Origin of the sequence: Lysinibacillus boronitolerans JCM 21713 = 10a = NBRC 103108 (assembly GCF_000772935.1) — a bacterium.
Classification (GTDB): domain Bacteria; phylum Bacillota; class Bacilli; order Bacillales_A; family Planococcaceae; genus Lysinibacillus; species Lysinibacillus boronitolerans.
Window position 1 is genome coordinate 32,433 of the sequence record NZ_JPVR01000052.1, and the last position, 16,351, is coordinate 48,783.

Consider the following 16,351-nt stretch of genomic DNA (forward strand, 5'->3'; position numbering starts at 1 on the left):
CTATATTTCAATCACTCCAATCAAAGTCATTTGGATCATTCCCGTCTTGTATCCAGCGTTGGAACTCTATTTCTTTATCTCTAGGATCATATTGCGGCTTTTGCTTTGGTTGAGAAGGTTTTTTATCAGCGTTCATTTTTATAGCTAATTCCATAAATCTCTCACGAAGCTTTTTGGCCGATAGTACATTGGTTTTCCAAAATGAATCTTCTGTTACCCAATCCATGACTTGTTTAGCCTGGTGCTTATCAACTTGATCTATTTCAATCAGCTTTCGCATATCATCAGCCCAAGTTTGCATATTAGACTTTTTAATTAAATGAGATATGCCAGCTTCATTTGCAACTGCAGAAACTTTTTTATGAAAGTAGATTGCCATTTTGAAATAGGTGCTGTCCTCGTCATATTTTTTTTGACGAGTAGTATTTATATCTTTTATATCTTTTATATCTTCTTTGTTCCCGCCATTTTTGGCGGTTCTCTCTACCAAAAGTGGCGGTTCTCTATCCATATTTGGCGGTTCTCTTTTTTTAGTTCCGCCATTTTTGGCGGTTCTGTCTTTATAGAATTTTTTTGAATTTTTAACCTTGAAAATATTTCCGTATGGAGTTCGTTTTGTATCAATATATCCATATTTTTTCAGTCTGGAAATATTGCGTTCTGCACTCCTCAAACTCGTTCCTAGTGATTCAGCTATTTCCATATTTTTAATTGGTCTCCCACCAAGAACAATACCGATAGTTTCACCGTTCTCAGTGGTTTCTTTTGTTGTTTTCGCAATCAACCAAAGGAACTCCCATAAAGCTGGACCAATTTTTTCGACATGTTCTTCTGTTAGTAAACCAGTGAAAACTGGAAAATAGAAACTATCAGGCATTGTTATATCACCACCTTGTCAATGCCTATGTTGCTTAAACTGTGTAAGTGCTCTTTTATTCATCATGTTCTAATTTAAGCCGCAAAAATGCTTGTGTAGCTTCTTCATGGGTTATGAGCCCATTCTTAAGGGTAAACATTACTTTACTTATTTTTAGGCTTTTTTCCGTTAAAACTGCTAGTTTGTTTCCTTGAGGATCTATCTTCACCCTAACTTGAGCACCTTCATAAATTGATGAACCATGATTCCATACCTGACTTGAATCGTGTTCAACAATTTTATTTAATATATCTTTAATAGTAATAGTCTTGTATTGGTCACCCTCTTTTACTTCGATAAGATCACCTTCTACTAAATCCATGTACGAATAACGGCCATGTACTTTGTGCACTAAGGAAACAATATCCACTCCAAAATACACAGTTATACGTCCAATTAAATATTCTTCATTCATTTTTCTCGCCACCTTTAATTTCGCTCGTGTTAAAATCACTCATTCCTGTACACACGCTTCGCCCAAGCTGTATATTTTTCACCATTCTGAAACAATTTCCTCTATCGCCTGTATTAAAGGCTTATATTTCCACCATCGCTTTCGATTACGTCTCACTTCGCAAATTCGAATCCTCGGGTCATGTAGTAACTCGTCAGTAATATATCTTTCCGACATGCAAAGCAATTCAGACATTTTTTTTAAATCGATTAAGAAGAAAACTTCCCTCACTTCTTCATCAAGCCGTTTCTCTATGTATTGCCGAATGGCTTGTTTGTCCAATTGCAATTCGATATTTGCTGGTAACATCTCATAGCCCCCTTACTTTGCTGTTGGTGTTGCTAGCCATTTATCAATGGTTTCACGATGGAAAATGATACGACCTCGAATTTTTTTACATGGAATTTCATTCAATCGAACCATCGTATAAATAGTTGCTGCGCTTACACCAATTAATTCAGCAACTTCATTTACTGATAAAGTTACTTTTTCCATAGAATTAACATCCCCTTAATATGTCTGTCAGTATTAATACCATTAGAATTAATTTAAACCATTATTAAACAATTTGCAAGTTTTTAATTCTATTGGTATTATTTTTGTAAATATCAATAATGATTTTTAGGATGTGAAATGTTGACACAATTAGGCGAATTGATAAGAGAAGCTAGACAAAAGAAGGGATTAACAACAACGCAATTAGCGGAAATTGTTGATTTATCTCAAGGCTATATTTCTCATTTAGAAAATAATCGAAAGAAAAACCCATCTCCTGAAGTGTTAAAAAAAATTAGTTCCGAATTAGAGATACCATTAGGTGAACTTTTGATTAAAGCTGGCTATGAGGATATGACCAGGGAGGTATTAAACAGACTAAATGAGGAGTTAAAAGAAAAAGTCGCATTATATACAGATGAAATAATGACGCTAGAAATAAGAGAACATCAGTCACAAAAGTATAAGTTGTTATATGATCCTACGTTTAAAAAACAAACTGTAGAGTATTTAGTAAAACATTATAACTTTGATGGTTTAACTGATATCGGAGTTAAAAGTTATACAAGGGAGTTGTTAGAAAAATATCTAGATAAAACGGAATTAGAACGCAAGTACAAACCTTACTCTAATGAGAATGCAATTTATTTTGCTTATGACGAATTAGATTCTCTTTTCAAATACAAAATCACAGACTATTTTAGGAATGACGATCTTCCTGTAAACTACTTTTATTATCTGAAAGACGACAATATTAAAGAAGGTTTAAACTATGAGTTGTATGAAAAAATAACTTTTATAATAGAGAATGCACAAATTGAAATTAGAAATTTAGCAAAAGAATTCGAATAATCACTAATCCTTTCAAATCGCCTACCTATTCCTGTACACACGCTTCGCCCAAGCATGAAAGGAATGGACAAGGTGAAGTTATATAAATCTGCTAAAGAACCTGAAATATACCACTATTTCAATGCAAACAAAGAGAAATTATGGATGTATCGCCATAAGTATTATGATGCTGCTAATAAACGGAGAGAAAAGAAGAAAAGTGGCTTTAAAACAGAAAAAGCAGCCTTGAAGGCCCTCCTGGAAGTAAAGGCTGCAACGCTGCGTGGTGAAACAAAACATATAGAAAATGATAACCTAACTGTTGGCCAATGGCTAGATATATGGTATAAAACGAACCATAAAAAGTGGAAGGTCAATACCCGTCTTCAAAGAGAAGCTGCCATTCGCCTTCACTTAACACCTATCTTAGGCCATTATAAACTTCAAAAGCTTGATAAAATTACTTATGAACGCGAATTTATTAATAAACTAGATGGACAGTTTAACCAAAGCTCAATTCGATTGTGGCATACAATTTTCAAAATAGCTATGAATGCAGCTGTGGAGAATGAACTAATTTCTCGTAATCGTATTACAAAAGTAACTTTTTCTAACGTAGAAGAAGAGAAAAAGGAATTGAATTATCTTACTCCTGATCAACTAGTTACATTCCTAGATGATGCAAAACGAAATGAAAGCATCACTAGTTACAGTTTTTTGTTGACTATCGCCTATACTGATATTCGTAAAGGTGAAGCTATGGGTTTGCAATGGAGAAATATCGACTTTGTTAATAATACAATTAAAATTGAACGTACCCGCGATGATCGAGGAGCTCGCTCACCAAAAACGAAAAATAGCTATAGAACAATTTTAGTTGATCCTGTAGTTATGAAACAATTAAAGACATATCAAAAATGGTGTAAACAAAAATTGTTATCGTATGGGAAAAAGCTAAATGAAAATGACAATACTTATGTATTTATTTCTGAATATACGGCTGAACCTGTTTTAGCTGGACAATCAAAAAGAATTGTCGACAGAATCACTAAAAGAACATCGCTCCCTAGAATAACTGTACATGGTTTACGTCATACCCACTGTACCGTTTTGTTGAATCGAGGAGTAAATGTTAAGGTAATAGCTGAAAGATTGGGTAACACTGCTGATATGGTTTATAAGGTGTATGGCCATGTATTAAAAGAAATGGAAACTGAATCTGTATTGTTATTTAGTCAAAGTTTACAAACAAGTGGGGCTAAAAGTGGGGCCAATCAATAAAAAAACAGGCTAGAAACATTAATACAACAAGGTTTCTAGCCCGCATAACATATTACGCAATGTAATATGCCTTTAAACTTTATCCACTTTTTTGTTGAATTTCTGCTAATGTTTCATTTTGTAGCGCGTGCAGTGTACGTTCAATGCCTTCTGCAAAAGAAATTTTAGGCTTCCAACCAATTGCATTCGCTAATTTATCATTATTTAAAAATGAATGCTCAATATCTCCTTCTCGTGCTGGGGCATATTGAATTTCTAGTGGATGATTTAAATGTTGGAGCAGTAAGATGACTTGGTGAATAGACCAAGCCTCATTAGTGGATACATTATACGTGCCTTGTAAACGCGCTGATACACCTGCATAAATAGCATCAGCAATATCATCTACATAAATAAAATCACGCGTTTGTTCACCATCACCGTAAATTGTAAATGGTTTACCTGCTATACTGCTTTTTAACATACTTGGAATCACGGCCGCTTCACCTTGCATTTGCTGTCCTGGACCGAAAACATTGGCAAATCTATATATGAGAACGGGCAAACGATAATCTTTTTGCCATTTCTCACAGTAGGTTTCGCCAATGCTCTTATTTAATCCGTACATAGATATTGGTTCACAGACATCGGATTCTTCTAATGGTGGATAGTGACTATCTCCATAAACAGCTGCTGAGGAGGCAAAGACAAAGTGCTGTACCTTATACTTAGATGATAAAAAGAGCATTTGGCTAAGCCCAACGATATTTGTCAAAATATCCTTTACTGGCTCCTGGATAGATTGCTGCACACTCGTTTGCGCTGCACAATGGACGACCACATCAAAGTTTATTTCCTTAAAAAGATGCTCGCAAACCTCATCTTCAACATTTAAAAGATAGGATTTATGCTCAAAGTCAACATTCCGTAAATGCCCCGTACTTAAATTATCAATAATATAAATCGTCGCACCTTCTTCAAAAAAGCGCCTACCTACTGCACTACCAATAAAACCATAGCCACCTGTCACTAATACATTCATCCTATCGCCCCCAAAAACAATATGATGATTTATATGCAGTAATTACTAAAAATATGCAAGAAACTTATTTGTTGGTAATTTTTCTCAAATTCTTTTTACTAGTTTGATTCATTAACAAGTATCTATTTTAAGCTATATAAAAAGCATGTTTGAAAATTATTTCAAACATGCCCTAGCTATCTATTTTTAAGCTGGATTAATTTCTAATTCAACCGTTACTTTAATATCTTTCCCAACAAGGACCCCACCAGTTTCTAATGCCGCATTCCAAGTTAGACCAAAGTCTTCACGATTAATTGTTGTTTCAGCTTCAAAGCCGTATACTTCTTGACCCCATGGATTTGTGCCTTTTCCATTAAATTCTGTATCAAACGTTACTGATTTTGTAACGTCTTTGATTGTTAAATCACCAGTTACTGCATATTCATCGCCTGCTTTTTTAGCAATGTTTGTAGATTTAAACGTAATCGTTGGATATTTTTCTGCATCAAAGAAATCTGCTGCTTTTAAATGATTATCACGATCTTCGCTACGTGTATTAATGCTTGCTGGGTCGATTGTAAAGCTAATGTTAGCAGTTGTTAAATCTGCAAGATCTGCTGCCTCAATATCTGCTGAGTAACTGTCAAATACACCCTTAACTTTTGATACCATCATGTGTTTTACTTGAAAGTTAATTGCTGAGTGTCCTAAATCAATGTTCCATTTTGCCATTATAAATTCCTCCAATTGGTTGATTTTATCTCGATTTCGAGATATATTTTAAAATATGAAGCAACTACATCTTTTATGTTACCCAAAATGGGATAGGATAAACATTTGTAGTTACTTATTTGTTTACATCTTAGCTTATGAAAAGTTTTTAATTACTTTATGTAACTTACTATATATTAATAATTTAGTTACGTCAAGTAATTAAAAGTAAATTTTTAAAATATAAAAAAGGATGTACGAGTTATCGGTACATCCCTATCTATTCTACCCTCCACGTTTTACTAACTTGCCTTGCATAACAATGCGATAATCGTCACTCATCACAGCATTCTTACATGTCGATAAAGTAAGAATTTTATCCTCTGGACTTAAATCAACATCCATCTGAATAGCAGACCGCTCCTGTTCATAGCCCTCATATAAGGTATCGAGGTATAGGATTGGATGTTTATCCACATAGCCTTGCTTAAAGTAATTTTTAAGATTACCAAACATTGTATTATTCTTCATAGCATGTCCATATAAAACCGTGTTTTTGTCCATACTCAGTATATTATTTCAGTAATCCATAAACACACTTCCAGCCCGACTCTCCTGATCTTTAAAGTTTTAAATAATAGTCATTGGTATTAGCTTGTTATATCGGATTATTAAGTTTTGTCCCATCCACTAAAATCCACCCAACAATATGAGTATTGATCGCTAATAAATCATGAAACTGTGGTCGTATAGGTTCCTCTACCAGTGTATGTCAACACTAATCCAAATTCGTCCTCAATATGTCAAATTTCCCTCCTAACAAAAAGAATATCACCAAAATTTGGTGATATTTGGCACAACATACATTATTTTGCAAAAATCTCAAAAATACCAATCATAATTAGTAGCCATCCTGATATTGCAGTAGAATGCCTGCCAATAAACGTTTTTCCTAGTAAAGAGCCACATCTACTTCCCACCCCAACTGTGATAAAGGAAAATACCCCGATGGAAATAACTGTCCAAACGGCCGAGATGCCATTTGCGCCTATTGCAATACCCCCTGCTAAACAGTTCGCTGACAATACGAAGCCTAGTGCCATTGCTTCTCTTGTTGAAATCACTAGATTTTTATCTTCATCAAATAATTCAGGATTTCTTGCTATCCGCTGATTAGAAAGATTATTGGACATCAAAGTCCATAGACCAATTACACACAGTAGTAAACTCCCTAATAAATTGGCAGTATGCGGTGAAATATACTCAACAACTGTGCTACCTGCTGTTACTGCGACATATGTGACAATCATCGACATAATCGCAATCACAGCATTCGATAAAATCGGGATTTTAACTTGTTTGACGCCATAAGCTAGGCCAATCCCCAAGTTATCTAAATTCGCAGCAATTCCTATTAGAATAATTGTAATCCAATGCATACTAAGCCTCCTCAAATCTCCATCTCTCCATTTTCACCTATCGTATGTCACCAATAAAAAAATTTATGGGCACAGGGAAGTTTAGTTGACTATTTACCATCTTTTTCGACTGTTTGAATAAACCATCAATTTGACAAAAGTAACAACTTGTTTATAAAATTAGGTTGTTACTTGTAAATATTTTTAATTATATGTAAGAAATAATAGAAAGGAGATGTAATATGAGAATCATAAAATTATTGAAAATAGGTATAGTATTTATATGCATTTTAGTGTTAACTGCATGTGGTTCAGAAAAAGAGGATACAAAGAATAATGATAAAGGTGAAATCAATTTAGCATATGTTGAATGGGATACTGAGGTTGCTTCTACACATGTAGTAGGACAAGTATTAGAGGAATTAGGATATAAGGTAACATTGACGCCTTTAGACAATGGGATCATGTGGGAGGCACTTGCAAACGGAGAGGTAGACGGTATGGTATCTGCCTGGTTACCGCAAACACATGCCCCACAAGTAGAGAAATACAAAGATAAAATAGAGAATTTAGGTGAAAATCTAACGGGTGCTAAGATTGGTTTAGTCGTTCCAAGTTATATGGATGTCGATTCTATTGAAGATTTAACAAACCAAGCTAATCAAACCATTACTGGGATAGAACCAGGAGCCAATATGATGGCTACGACTGAAAATGCCTATAAGGAATATAAGAATCTGGAAGGTTGGAATGTATTGACCTCGTCTGCTGGTGCAATGACCGCAGCCCTTAGCCAAGCCATTTCCAATAATGAAGAAATCATCATTACAGGCTGGTCACCACACTGGATCTTTAATGCCTATGATTTAAAGTATTTAGATGACCCGAAAGGCTTATATGGAGCAGAAGAATATATTGGCACTTTTGCGCGAAATGGTTTAAAAGAGGATGCCCCTGAAGCCTATCGTGTCCTTGACCGTTTCAACTGGAGTGCCGACGATATAGAAAGTGTAATGTTTGATATTATGGAAGGTATGAGTGCCACAGAAGCTGCGAAAAAATGGATTGATAACAATCCAGATAAAGTAGCCGAATGGACGAAAGATGTGGATGCATAAAAAGATAATCCATTTACTACTCATTAGTAAATGGATTCAGACTGTAGACGGCTCATTCTATAATAGAATGAGCCGTCTACAATTTTTAACGTTCCCAAAAATGAGGAGGTTCAGGAGCGTAATTATGAACTAGCACCCCAACATTAGATTTTTAATTCCAATATTTTGAGTGTACGGCTTATCGGACGCCCTCTCACCTTGTCAAAAGTTTCTGCGAATGAAATCGTCATATTTCAACATAGAAGCTACTGCCTAGCAGCTATTAAAAAATTATCCTTTAAAAAGCGTATAGTAAAGGGGTAGATTATTGAACTACTTCAGGATGGAAACCATCGTTTTGGAAGTAGTCATCATGTGACCAAATATTTAATTTTGCATTCTGAGCTTTTTGTTGAATAGCTCTAAAGGCATCTTCGAATGTGTTGTTTGGCTTATGAATATAACGTACAACTGCAAGTCCTTCGTTTAATAAAGATTCTTGCAATAATACATCATCTACAAACACATAGGCTAGAAGACGATCATAATTGTCTGTTTCTGGTCCAACATCATAGACCGCTTCAATTTTTTTAGCCTTTTCCATTAAATTGATCGTATACTCTTTTGCTTGTTCAGCATATGGTTGGGCGCCACCTTTGTTGTAATTCATTTCAGGTGTATCCACCATTAACAGACGAATTTTTCGTTTCTCACCATTAATTGTCGCCTGAATCGTATCTCCATCATATGCTTTAATATAGTCTAGCTCAAAGCGTTTATTTCCTGTTTTTTCTTCCACCTGTTCAATGGATATAGTACCTTGCTGATCTGTAACTGATTTAGTATCTTGATCTTCCGCAGGTGATCTGCCAAATATCATGTACAATGCTACAGCCAAAATAATCGTACCACTTGTTATTAATGTTTTTATATCTTGCATTTTCATGTAGTAGGCCCCTCACAACTAATCATCATTTCTTATACGAGCGGTTCGTATAAGGTGTGTACCTCATCATCATGAAGATAACAAGTTACACGATGTTTCTATTGTAAAATATCAAGCTACTACATTCAAGCTATCATCTAGTCACAGCTACCCAATGATTAGGAGAAACCTCTACTAGTTGACTATTTTCTACCTCATAACGTATTTTCACATCTTCTGCATGTTCAGCCTCACTATATTTCTGCTTCTCTATTGCAGGATCTGGAATAGGAATGGAGCGTAATAATGCACGTGTATATGGATGTTGTGGGTTAGCATATAGCTCTTCACTTTCTGCCAGTTCTACAATCTTCCCACCATACATAACGGCTACACGATCGCTGATATGCTTCACCATGGATAAATCATGAGCAATAAATAAATACGTCAATCCAAGCTTTTGTTGTAATTCTTTTAATAAATCAACAATCTGCCTTTGAATGGAAACATCCAGTGCTGATAATGGTTCATCACAAACAATAAAGTTTGGCTCAACTGCTAACGCTCTCGCAATACCGATTCGTTGACGCTGACCTCCTGAAAATTCATGAGGATACCGCATGGCATGCTCTTTCTTCAAACCGACAAGTTCAAGCAATTCCTCTACCCGTTGTCGCCTCTCTTCATGTGTCCTCACCAGACCATGAATATCAAGAGCCTCGCCAATAATGTCTAAGATTTTTTTGCGAGGATTTAACGATGAATAGGGATCTTGGAAAATAATTTGCATATGGCGACGCATTGCCTTTAGCTGTTTTTTCGATAACCTTGTTACAGGTATTCCTTGATATAGTACCTCTCCATTTGTAGGCTGATGAAGCTGAAGAATCGTCCTACCTGTAGTCGATTTACCTGAACCAGATTCACCAACCAAGCCCAATGTTTCACCAGGATATATATAGAATGATAAATCGTTCACTGCTTTCAACGTTTGACCACGGCCTAATGGAAATTCTTTGGACAGATGGGTTACTTCGATTAACGGCTTATGTAGATCGATACCTGGCTGAATTGTAGCAATCTCTTTTGGCTGCTTTTTCTCATGCAGCTTTGGTAACGCATTTAATAATTTCTGGGTATACGGATGCTGGGCATTTGCAAAAATTTCTTCTGTTGTGCCCTGTTCAACTATTTCTCCTTCTTTCATCACGATGATGCGATCACACATACCTGCAACTACACCTAAATCGTGTGTAATTAAAATAATAGACGTTCCCATTTTCTTTTGCATATCGCGCATTAATTTTAGGATTTGAGCTTGAATCGTAACGTCCAATGCTGTTGTTGGTTCATCTGCAATAAGCAGCGAGGGATTACAAGCAAGCGCCATTGCAATCATTACGCGTTGACGCATACCACCTGAAAATTCATGAGGGTATTGTCGATACCGTTCTTCTGCGTCTCTAATACCAACCAGTTTTAATAATTCTATTGTTTGTTGATAGGCCTCAGTTTTTGACATTGACTGATGCTTGATTAAACTTTCAGCCACTTGATCACCTATTCGTATAGTAGGGTTTGTGGATGTCATTGGATCTTGGAAAATCATACTAATATCTTGTCCACGTATCCCTTCCATTTGTTTTTCACTAAATTCAGTGAGTTCTTGCCCTTTAAACACAATAGTGCCAGATTTCAAAAATGAAGGTGGCGATGGTAATAAACGCATAATGGAGCGAGCCGTTACACTTTTCCCGCTACCAGACTCTCCTACAATTCCGAGTGTTTCACCTTTATTTAGATGGAAGCTAACGTCCTTAACGGCTTCAAATTCTGTCTCCCCTGTGATAAAGGATACGCGAAGATTATTGATTTCTAAAAGCTTTTCACTCATTCGACCCATCCTTTTTAAAATTTGTGATTGACTTACTTTCAAGTATAATCCATACTTTACAATACTGATAGGAATTATACAATATAATGCTGAATATTTTATTTACGTTTGGAGGAAATGCATGGTTACTTCAAAAATTTATTTAAAACCCGAGAAATTTATTTTCTTTTCTACGGTTTATCAAAAACTAGTGCATCAAAAGCCTTATCATCTACTTCTTTTTCTTTTTAGTATTTTAGTCCACCCTTTTACATACTTTATCTATCGGAAAAGAAATCATTCAAACACTTATGATCAGGCTTTTGCATTGCGTAGTCAGTACTATATAGAGCATGGATTGGTAGCCCAATGGCAAAAGGAATTTGGGCAACAAGAAATTGCAAAAGCTACATTTTTTAAAGAGGCTGTATTGGAGTCACAAATTCAGTCCACAGCCAAGCAATTAGCTCAAAGAAAACTCCAACAGCAAGTGGATCAGGATTTACAAAAAGAGGGCATACAACAACTATCCTATGACCAATTTTTTAATCAGCAATTAACTAACAAACGTTTTGTGGCTCTTACCTTTCTACCAGCTGTTTTATTTTATGTAGTACTTATCTTATTTGCGAATCCATTTCTGCAATTTATCATTGAACGTATTTTACAAAGCTTTATTGTGATTGTTGGTGTGGCTACATTAGTGTTTACCATTTTATATTTATCACCATTTGATCCAGCAAGAAATCTACTCGGAGTTGAAGCAACACCCGAGCAAATAGTGAACTTTAATCGCATTCATGGTTTAGATCAACCTTATTTATCACAGCTATGGAACGCATTATCTGGCCTATTTACATTTGATTTAGGTACATCCTTTGCAGGTAAAGAAGATATCACACACAGCATTGCTACTAAATTTCCTGTCACTCTTGAAATCGCCGTATTGTCTTTGCTAATGGCTATTGCTATTGCCATTCCAGTCGGTATTATTTCAGCTGTTCGTCCAAATTCATATTTGGATTATACATTTATGTTTATTGCTTTAATCGGTTTATCCATTCCGAGCTTTTGGCAAGGTTTAATTTTTATTTTGACATTTGCTTTAAAGCTACAATGGTTTCCAGCTACCTATAACCCTCATAATTGGCTATCGCTCATCATGCCAATTGTTGTCTTGGGAACATCGATTACGGCATCTATTGCTAGGATGACAAGGTCAAGTATGCTTGAGGTGATTCATGAGGATTACATTATTACAGCAAAAGCAAAGGGCTTAAATGAATTCAAAGTGATTTCAAAACATGCCATTCGCAATGCTATGATTCCGATTATTACGGTGATTGGACTTCTTTTTGGAGGTATGTTGGGAGGCGCATCTGTAACAGAAAAGGTATTCAACATTAGTGGGATAGGTAGCTATATCGTCGATAAACAATTTATCCCTGATATTCCGGCCATTCTTGGGGGCGTTGTTTATATCGCCATCACCATTTCAATTGTCAATTTATTCATTGATATCATGTATGCCTTTTTTGATCCACGCATTCGCTCGAAAATGAAGAAGTCTTAAAGGAGGATCGCCTGTGAAAAACATCTTACATGTCAAACTACTCTTGAAGATTACACAGGAATATGTCAATTCTCATTTTACCTTTGTCTTTTCCTTACTGTTTTCTTTACTATTTCTAGCCTATAGCTATAATTTTTCCAGCAATAGCTGGCGACCTGTTGTTCTGCTCTTTTTTATTATTTATGCCATTACCACGGCATATGTTGCCTTCGTGAATTTGCGAATTAAAAAGGATTTAGCCAAGTATGGTGACATTCAAAAAAGCACTCGAATGTTTGGCTATCCCCTTTTAATAACGATACTGTCAGGCAATATTTTTTCGACATCCTTTGCATTTATGCTTGTGTCAAAAAGAAAGACTGCAGAATATACTTTTGCTGCCTATGCCTTTATAACACAACTATTCATCTTAGGTATTGCAGCATTAAATTTATTTAAGCCATATGTAACAGATACCTTTTTACTGGCAATGGGCGTTTTCTTAGTACTCTCACTTCTTTATATCGTGATGGCCATTTTATGTACAAAATACGTCACAGCAACTGAGGCACCTAAATGGATGCTCATTCCAGGTATTGTCCTACTATTGGCGACTTTCACTGGTAATCTATTTGCGACTTTACTAGGATATAGCCTTATTCAAAAGGCTCGAAAGGCAAATCCATCTTCTATTGAGAAATGGCAAAAAATATGGGAGAAGATTTTACGCAATACGATGGCTGTATTCGGTTTATTCTTTATCATTTTCATGTTCTCATTGTCCGTTACAAGCTCTTGGACTTTCGACTATGATTTCGCTACGGAAAATAATTATGGAGCATTGCTACAAACACCGACATTAGAATACCCATTAGGTACAGATAATTATGGCCGAGACTTATTTTCTCGCATAGTATTCGGGGCACAAATATCGTTAATCGTCGGATTTTTCTCCACGATTATCCCCGCAGTTATTGGCGGCGCATTAGGAGCTTTTTCAGGCTATTACGGTAAGTCCACTGATAATATCATCATGCGAAGTCTCGATATTTTATATGCCATTCCTGGAATATTGTTAGCCATTGCTATTATCGCCGCATTTGGTGCTAATACTGTGAATCTTATTATTGCACTTAGTGTTGGAGCAATTCCAACCTATGCCCGTACAATGCGGGCAAATGTTATGCAGCTTGCTAATTATGAGTTTGTAGAATCGGCTAGAGCTTTAGGTGCATCTGATGCAGCTATTATTTTCAAGCACATTGTCCCCAATTCTTTAGCACCAATGATTGTGAAAGCAACATTAACGATTGGTGGAGCTGTTATTTCAACGAGTAGTTTAAGTTTTTTAGGGCTTGGTATTGAGCCGCATATTCCCGAATGGGGCAATATTTTAAAAGTTGGTAGTACGTACCTGGAAACACATTCATATGTCGCGATTTTCCCAGGTCTTTGTATTATGCTTCTTGTCCTCTCCTTTAACTTCTTAGGAGATGGTTTACGAGATGCTTTAGATCCAAAAACAAATTAATCGGAGGTAACTATGAAGAAATTACTTGTATTTTTATTCGTTGCAGTACTAGCTTTGGCTGGCTGTGTACAAACAAAAACTGACGTAGAGGGCAGTAAAGATTCAAAAGATAGTGACAAGAGCAATGGCAAGATTGCCATTGAAGTATTAGGCATGGCAGCTTCTGAAGAAGACATGAACATTGTACGTGACCAATTAGTGAAAAATGGTTTTGATGTAAAACTTAACATTCAACCAGATTACGGTTCTTTCTCTGCTCAAAAAGAAGCAGGTAACTATGATCTTGCTCTTTCAAGTTGGACGACAGTTACAGGGAACCCTGACTATGCTGTTCGTGGTTTATTTAAAACTGGCGGTGACTACAGTGTGGTGGCAGATTCAAAACTAGATGCGTTGATTGATGAAGCGAGCACATTGACTGGTGAAGAAGCTGCAGCTAAATATAAAGATTTAGAGCAATTATTAGTATTCGATCAGGCTTATATTGCGCCTTTATATATTTCCAATAAGTATCAAGGTATCTACTCTGAACTTGTTAACCCTAAAACAGTTCTTTTACCAAAATCTCGTGCACAAGTTTGGGAAAAAATCGAATTTAATGATCCATCTAAAAATGCAAAAGAACCTTTAATTTTGCACCAAACAATCAATTCTCTTACTTCACTTGATCCGATTAAAGGGAATGATGGTTCAATCAACACATTAAACACGAATATGTATGTTCGTCTTGTTAACTTAACAGACACAGATGAAGTTGTGTCAGATGGTTCATTATCTTATAACCATGTAATGGCTGAAGGGAATCAAGAATATTACTTCATTTTACGCGATGATATCAATTTTGCTGCTGTGAAAGATGGTGCAGCTGTTGATACAGGTGAATTAGTATCGGCTGAGGATGTAGTCTTCTCACTAAACCGTGCAAAAGATGCTAATTCAGTACCGGATCATCGTACCTACAGCATTCATGAAAATATTGAAACAGTCGAAATCGTTTCTGATTTATCCGAATTACAAAATAAAAAAGTAGCAGGCTCTGAGCAATCCGTTTTAGAAGCATTATCACAAAACCTACCTGCTTCTGTAGCGCAATTAGCAAAAGATAAAGGTGCTGTTAATAATGCATCAGGTGCATACCAAGTTGTTAAAATTACAACACCTACACCTTTCCCACAAGTATTAAATTACTTAGCACACCAATCTGGTGGTATCGTATCTGAAAAACAAGTAACAAGTATTAATACGTATGATGTAGCTAGTTATAATCCTGACAAGGACATTGCCTATGGTGATCAAGCTACTGTAACGGAAGGTTCAGCAACATTCAATAACCAGCTATATGCAAGTGGTCCTTACATTTTGGTGAAAAAAAATGATTATGAAGCACAGTTTGTGAAAAACCCTGCATATCGTACTGGCAGCGAATACGAGCCGAAAATTGCTAAAATCAATGTTCGTTTTATCTCTGATGTTGATAGTGCCCTATCTGCATTACGTAATGGTGAAATTCATGTTCTGCAAACAGTACCAGAAACGAAACTGGATATTGTCAAATCAGATACGAAATTAACATTAAATACGGCAGATAGTAATGCTGTGTCCTACCTACAAATGAATACATCTGGCCGTGCAGTTTCTGATTCTGCAGATTTACGTAAAGCAATTCTATACTCTATTAACCAAGATGAATTCATTAGCTATTATCAAGGCAATAAAAAACCAGCTGTATCTACAGTCTCTCCATTAATTGATACTGGTTTAAAACTTCAAGCAGATAGCGAAAAAGTAAAAGAATTTGTAAAAGCATATAACGATAAAAAGTAATATAAATTAGAGCCTTCTCAAAATTTGAGAAGGCTCTATTAGTATTGAAAAACAAAACATTCAATTGAAAGAATTGGATTTCCGTTGCAGGCTACTTGCTTTCCTGTGGGCTAGCTATTCCATGAGAGTCAAGTAGCCTTCTACTCCAACCTACAAAAGTGTTACCTTTTTAGCAAAGGTCTTCACTACTTTTTATGGAGAGGTGTTGTCACGCATCACTTCTCCATATTGAAAATAAAAATCCCATCCCCCTAAGAATACAGATATTGGACTATTTGATTGCTATGCTAGCATGAGAAAAGTAAAGACATTTTGGTTGGAGTGGAGTTAGGTCACTCCAAGGGGATTTAGCGTCACAGTTGAGACCCTGGAGCGAACGGAAGTGAGTGAAGCGGCTCATCGGACGCCCCCTGGAAAGGACGCTGGCGGAACGGAAATCA

General features: G+C 36.0%; 16 protein-coding genes. 6 read left to right on the forward strand and 10 right to left on the reverse strand.

All coding sequences use genetic code 11. The annotated features are described in order from the left end of the window. Window positions 1-7 precede the first annotated feature (7 nt). The 4 genes from CD31_RS23725 to CD31_RS22800 form a co-directional block, all read right to left on the reverse strand. Window positions 8-877, reverse strand: coding sequence for an Rrf2 family transcriptional regulator (locus tag CD31_RS23725; protein WP_244905110.1), 870 nt, complete (start codon window positions 875-877; stop codon window positions 8-10). 55 nt (window positions 878-932) lie between these two features. Next, complete coding sequence (locus CD31_RS01550) at window positions 933-1,331, reverse strand: hypothetical protein (RefSeq protein WP_036075241.1); 399 nt, start codon at window positions 1,329-1,331, stop codon at window positions 933-935. Between the two features lie 78 nt (window positions 1,332-1,409). Next, on the reverse strand, window positions 1,410-1,679 hold the full coding sequence (locus CD31_RS01555; protein ID WP_036075242.1) for a hypothetical protein: 270 nt from the start codon (window positions 1,677-1,679) through the stop codon (window positions 1,410-1,412). Window positions 1,680-1,691: 12 nt separating this feature from the next. Further along, the gene (locus CD31_RS22800; RefSeq protein WP_081977439.1) at window positions 1,692-1,865 is read right to left on the reverse strand and encodes a helix-turn-helix domain-containing protein; all 174 of its coding nucleotides are present in this window, start codon (window positions 1,863-1,865) and stop codon (window positions 1,692-1,694) included. 141 nt (window positions 1,866-2,006) lie between these two features. On the opposite strand from CD31_RS22800, the gene CD31_RS22640 reads away from it, so the two are divergent. Continuing rightward, window positions 2,007-2,717, forward strand: coding sequence for a helix-turn-helix domain-containing protein (locus CD31_RS22640; protein WP_052125297.1), 711 nt, complete (start codon window positions 2,007-2,009; stop codon window positions 2,715-2,717). A gap of 72 nt (window positions 2,718-2,789) precedes the next feature. Next, a complete protein-coding gene (locus tag CD31_RS01565; protein ID WP_483403484.1) occupies window positions 2,790-3,977 on the forward strand; it encodes a tyrosine-type recombinase/integrase in 1,188 nt (395 codons plus the stop codon). Window positions 3,978-4,056: 79 nt separating this feature from the next. Here CD31_RS01565 and CD31_RS01570 read toward each other — a convergent pair whose 3' ends face one another. The 4 genes from CD31_RS01570 to CD31_RS01585 form a co-directional block, all read right to left on the reverse strand. Next, entirely contained in the window at window positions 4,057-4,998 is a 942-nt protein-coding gene (locus CD31_RS01570) for an NAD-dependent epimerase/dehydratase family protein (RefSeq protein ID WP_036075245.1), read from the reverse strand. 186 nt (window positions 4,999-5,184) lie between these two features. After that, window positions 5,185-5,712, reverse strand: coding sequence for a YceI family protein (locus CD31_RS01575; RefSeq protein WP_004224534.1), 528 nt, complete (start codon window positions 5,710-5,712; stop codon window positions 5,185-5,187). Window positions 5,713-5,976: 264 nt separating this feature from the next. Continuing rightward, the gene (locus CD31_RS23730; protein WP_244905111.1) at window positions 5,977-6,222 is read right to left on the reverse strand and encodes a sortase family protein; all 246 of its coding nucleotides are present in this window, start codon (window positions 6,220-6,222) and stop codon (window positions 5,977-5,979) included. Window positions 6,223-6,557: 335 nt separating this feature from the next. Continuing rightward, window positions 6,558-7,130 (reverse strand): manganese efflux pump, encoded by a 573-nt coding sequence (locus CD31_RS01585; protein ID WP_036075248.1) that lies wholly within the window; start codon window positions 7,128-7,130, stop codon window positions 6,558-6,560. Between the two features lie 221 nt (window positions 7,131-7,351). Here CD31_RS01585 and CD31_RS01590 point away from each other — a divergent pair, with 221 nt between their 5' ends. Continuing rightward, the gene (locus CD31_RS01590; RefSeq protein ID WP_016995482.1) at window positions 7,352-8,227 is read left to right on the forward strand and encodes a glycine betaine ABC transporter substrate-binding protein; all 876 of its coding nucleotides are present in this window, start codon (window positions 7,352-7,354) and stop codon (window positions 8,225-8,227) included. Between the two features lie 304 nt (window positions 8,228-8,531). Here the strand turns inward: CD31_RS01590 and CD31_RS01595 are convergent, their stop codons facing one another. Beyond that, a complete protein-coding gene (locus tag CD31_RS01595) occupies window positions 8,532-9,152 on the reverse strand; it encodes a thermonuclease family protein (protein ID WP_016995589.1) in 621 nt (206 codons plus the stop codon). A 133-nt stretch (window positions 9,153-9,285) separates the two neighbouring features. Beyond that, window positions 9,286-11,025 (reverse strand): ABC transporter ATP-binding protein, encoded by a 1,740-nt coding sequence (locus CD31_RS01600; RefSeq protein ID WP_036075249.1) that lies wholly within the window; start codon window positions 11,023-11,025, stop codon window positions 9,286-9,288. A 121-nt stretch (window positions 11,026-11,146) separates the two neighbouring features. Here CD31_RS01600 and CD31_RS01605 point away from each other — a divergent pair, with 121 nt between their 5' ends. The 3 genes from CD31_RS01605 to CD31_RS01615 are packed head-to-tail and all read left to right on the forward strand — an operon-like array spanning window position 11,147 to window position 15,911. Next, on the forward strand, window positions 11,147-12,577 hold the full coding sequence (locus CD31_RS01605; protein WP_036075250.1) for an ABC transporter permease: 1,431 nt from the start codon (window positions 11,147-11,149) through the stop codon (window positions 12,575-12,577). A 13-nt stretch (window positions 12,578-12,590) separates the two neighbouring features. Then, complete coding sequence (locus CD31_RS01610) at window positions 12,591-14,087, forward strand: ABC transporter permease (protein ID WP_036075252.1); 1,497 nt, start codon at window positions 12,591-12,593, stop codon at window positions 14,085-14,087. 12 nt (window positions 14,088-14,099) lie between these two features. Beyond that, window positions 14,100-15,911 carry an ABC transporter substrate-binding protein gene (locus tag CD31_RS01615; protein WP_036075253.1) on the forward strand — a complete coding sequence of 604 codons (1,812 nt, stop codon included), beginning with the start codon at window positions 14,100-14,102 and terminating at the stop codon, window positions 15,909-15,911. The last annotated feature ends 440 nt before the right edge of the window (window positions 15,912-16,351 follow it).

Bases quoted from the DNA above. Each gene is read 5' to 3' on its own strand.
- CD31_RS01555 (WP_036075242.1), bottom strand. From the start codon at position 1,679: ATGTTACCAGCAAATATCGAATTGCAATTGGACAAACAAGCCATTCGG.
- CD31_RS23725 (WP_244905110.1), bottom strand. From the start codon at position 877: ATGCCTGATAGTTTCTATTTTCCAGTTTTCACTGGTTTACTAACAGAA.
- CD31_RS01615 (WP_036075253.1), top strand. From the start codon at position 14,100: ATGAAGAAATTACTTGTATTTTTATTCGTTGCAGTACTAGCTTTGGCT.
- CD31_RS01550 (WP_036075241.1), bottom strand. From the start codon at position 1,331: ATGAATGAAGAATATTTAATTGGACGTATAACTGTGTATTTTGGAGTG.
- CD31_RS22800 (WP_081977439.1), bottom strand. From the start codon at position 1,865: ATGGAAAAAGTAACTTTATCAGTAAATGAAGTTGCTGAATTAATTGGT.
- CD31_RS23730 (WP_244905111.1), bottom strand. From the start codon at position 6,222: ATGAAGAATAATACAATGTTTGGTAATCTTAAAAATTACTTTAAGCAA.
- CD31_RS01570 (WP_036075245.1), bottom strand. From the start codon at position 4,998: ATGAATGTATTAGTGACAGGTGGCTATGGTTTTATTGGTAGTGCAGTA.
- CD31_RS01590 (WP_016995482.1), top strand. From the start codon at position 7,352: ATGAGAATCATAAAATTATTGAAAATAGGTATAGTATTTATATGCATT.
- CD31_RS01605 (WP_036075250.1), top strand. From the start codon at position 11,147: ATGGTTACTTCAAAAATTTATTTAAAACCCGAGAAATTTATTTTCTTT.
- CD31_RS01575 (WP_004224534.1), bottom strand. From the start codon at position 5,712: ATGGCAAAATGGAACATTGATTTAGGACACTCAGCAATTAACTTTCAA.
- CD31_RS01600 (WP_036075249.1), bottom strand. From the start codon at position 11,025: ATGAGTGAAAAGCTTTTAGAAATCAATAATCTTCGCGTATCCTTTATC.
- CD31_RS01585 (WP_036075248.1), bottom strand. From the start codon at position 7,130: ATGCATTGGATTACAATTATTCTAATAGGAATTGCTGCGAATTTAGAT.
- CD31_RS01595 (WP_016995589.1), bottom strand. From the start codon at position 9,152: ATGAAAATGCAAGATATAAAAACATTAATAACAAGTGGTACGATTATT.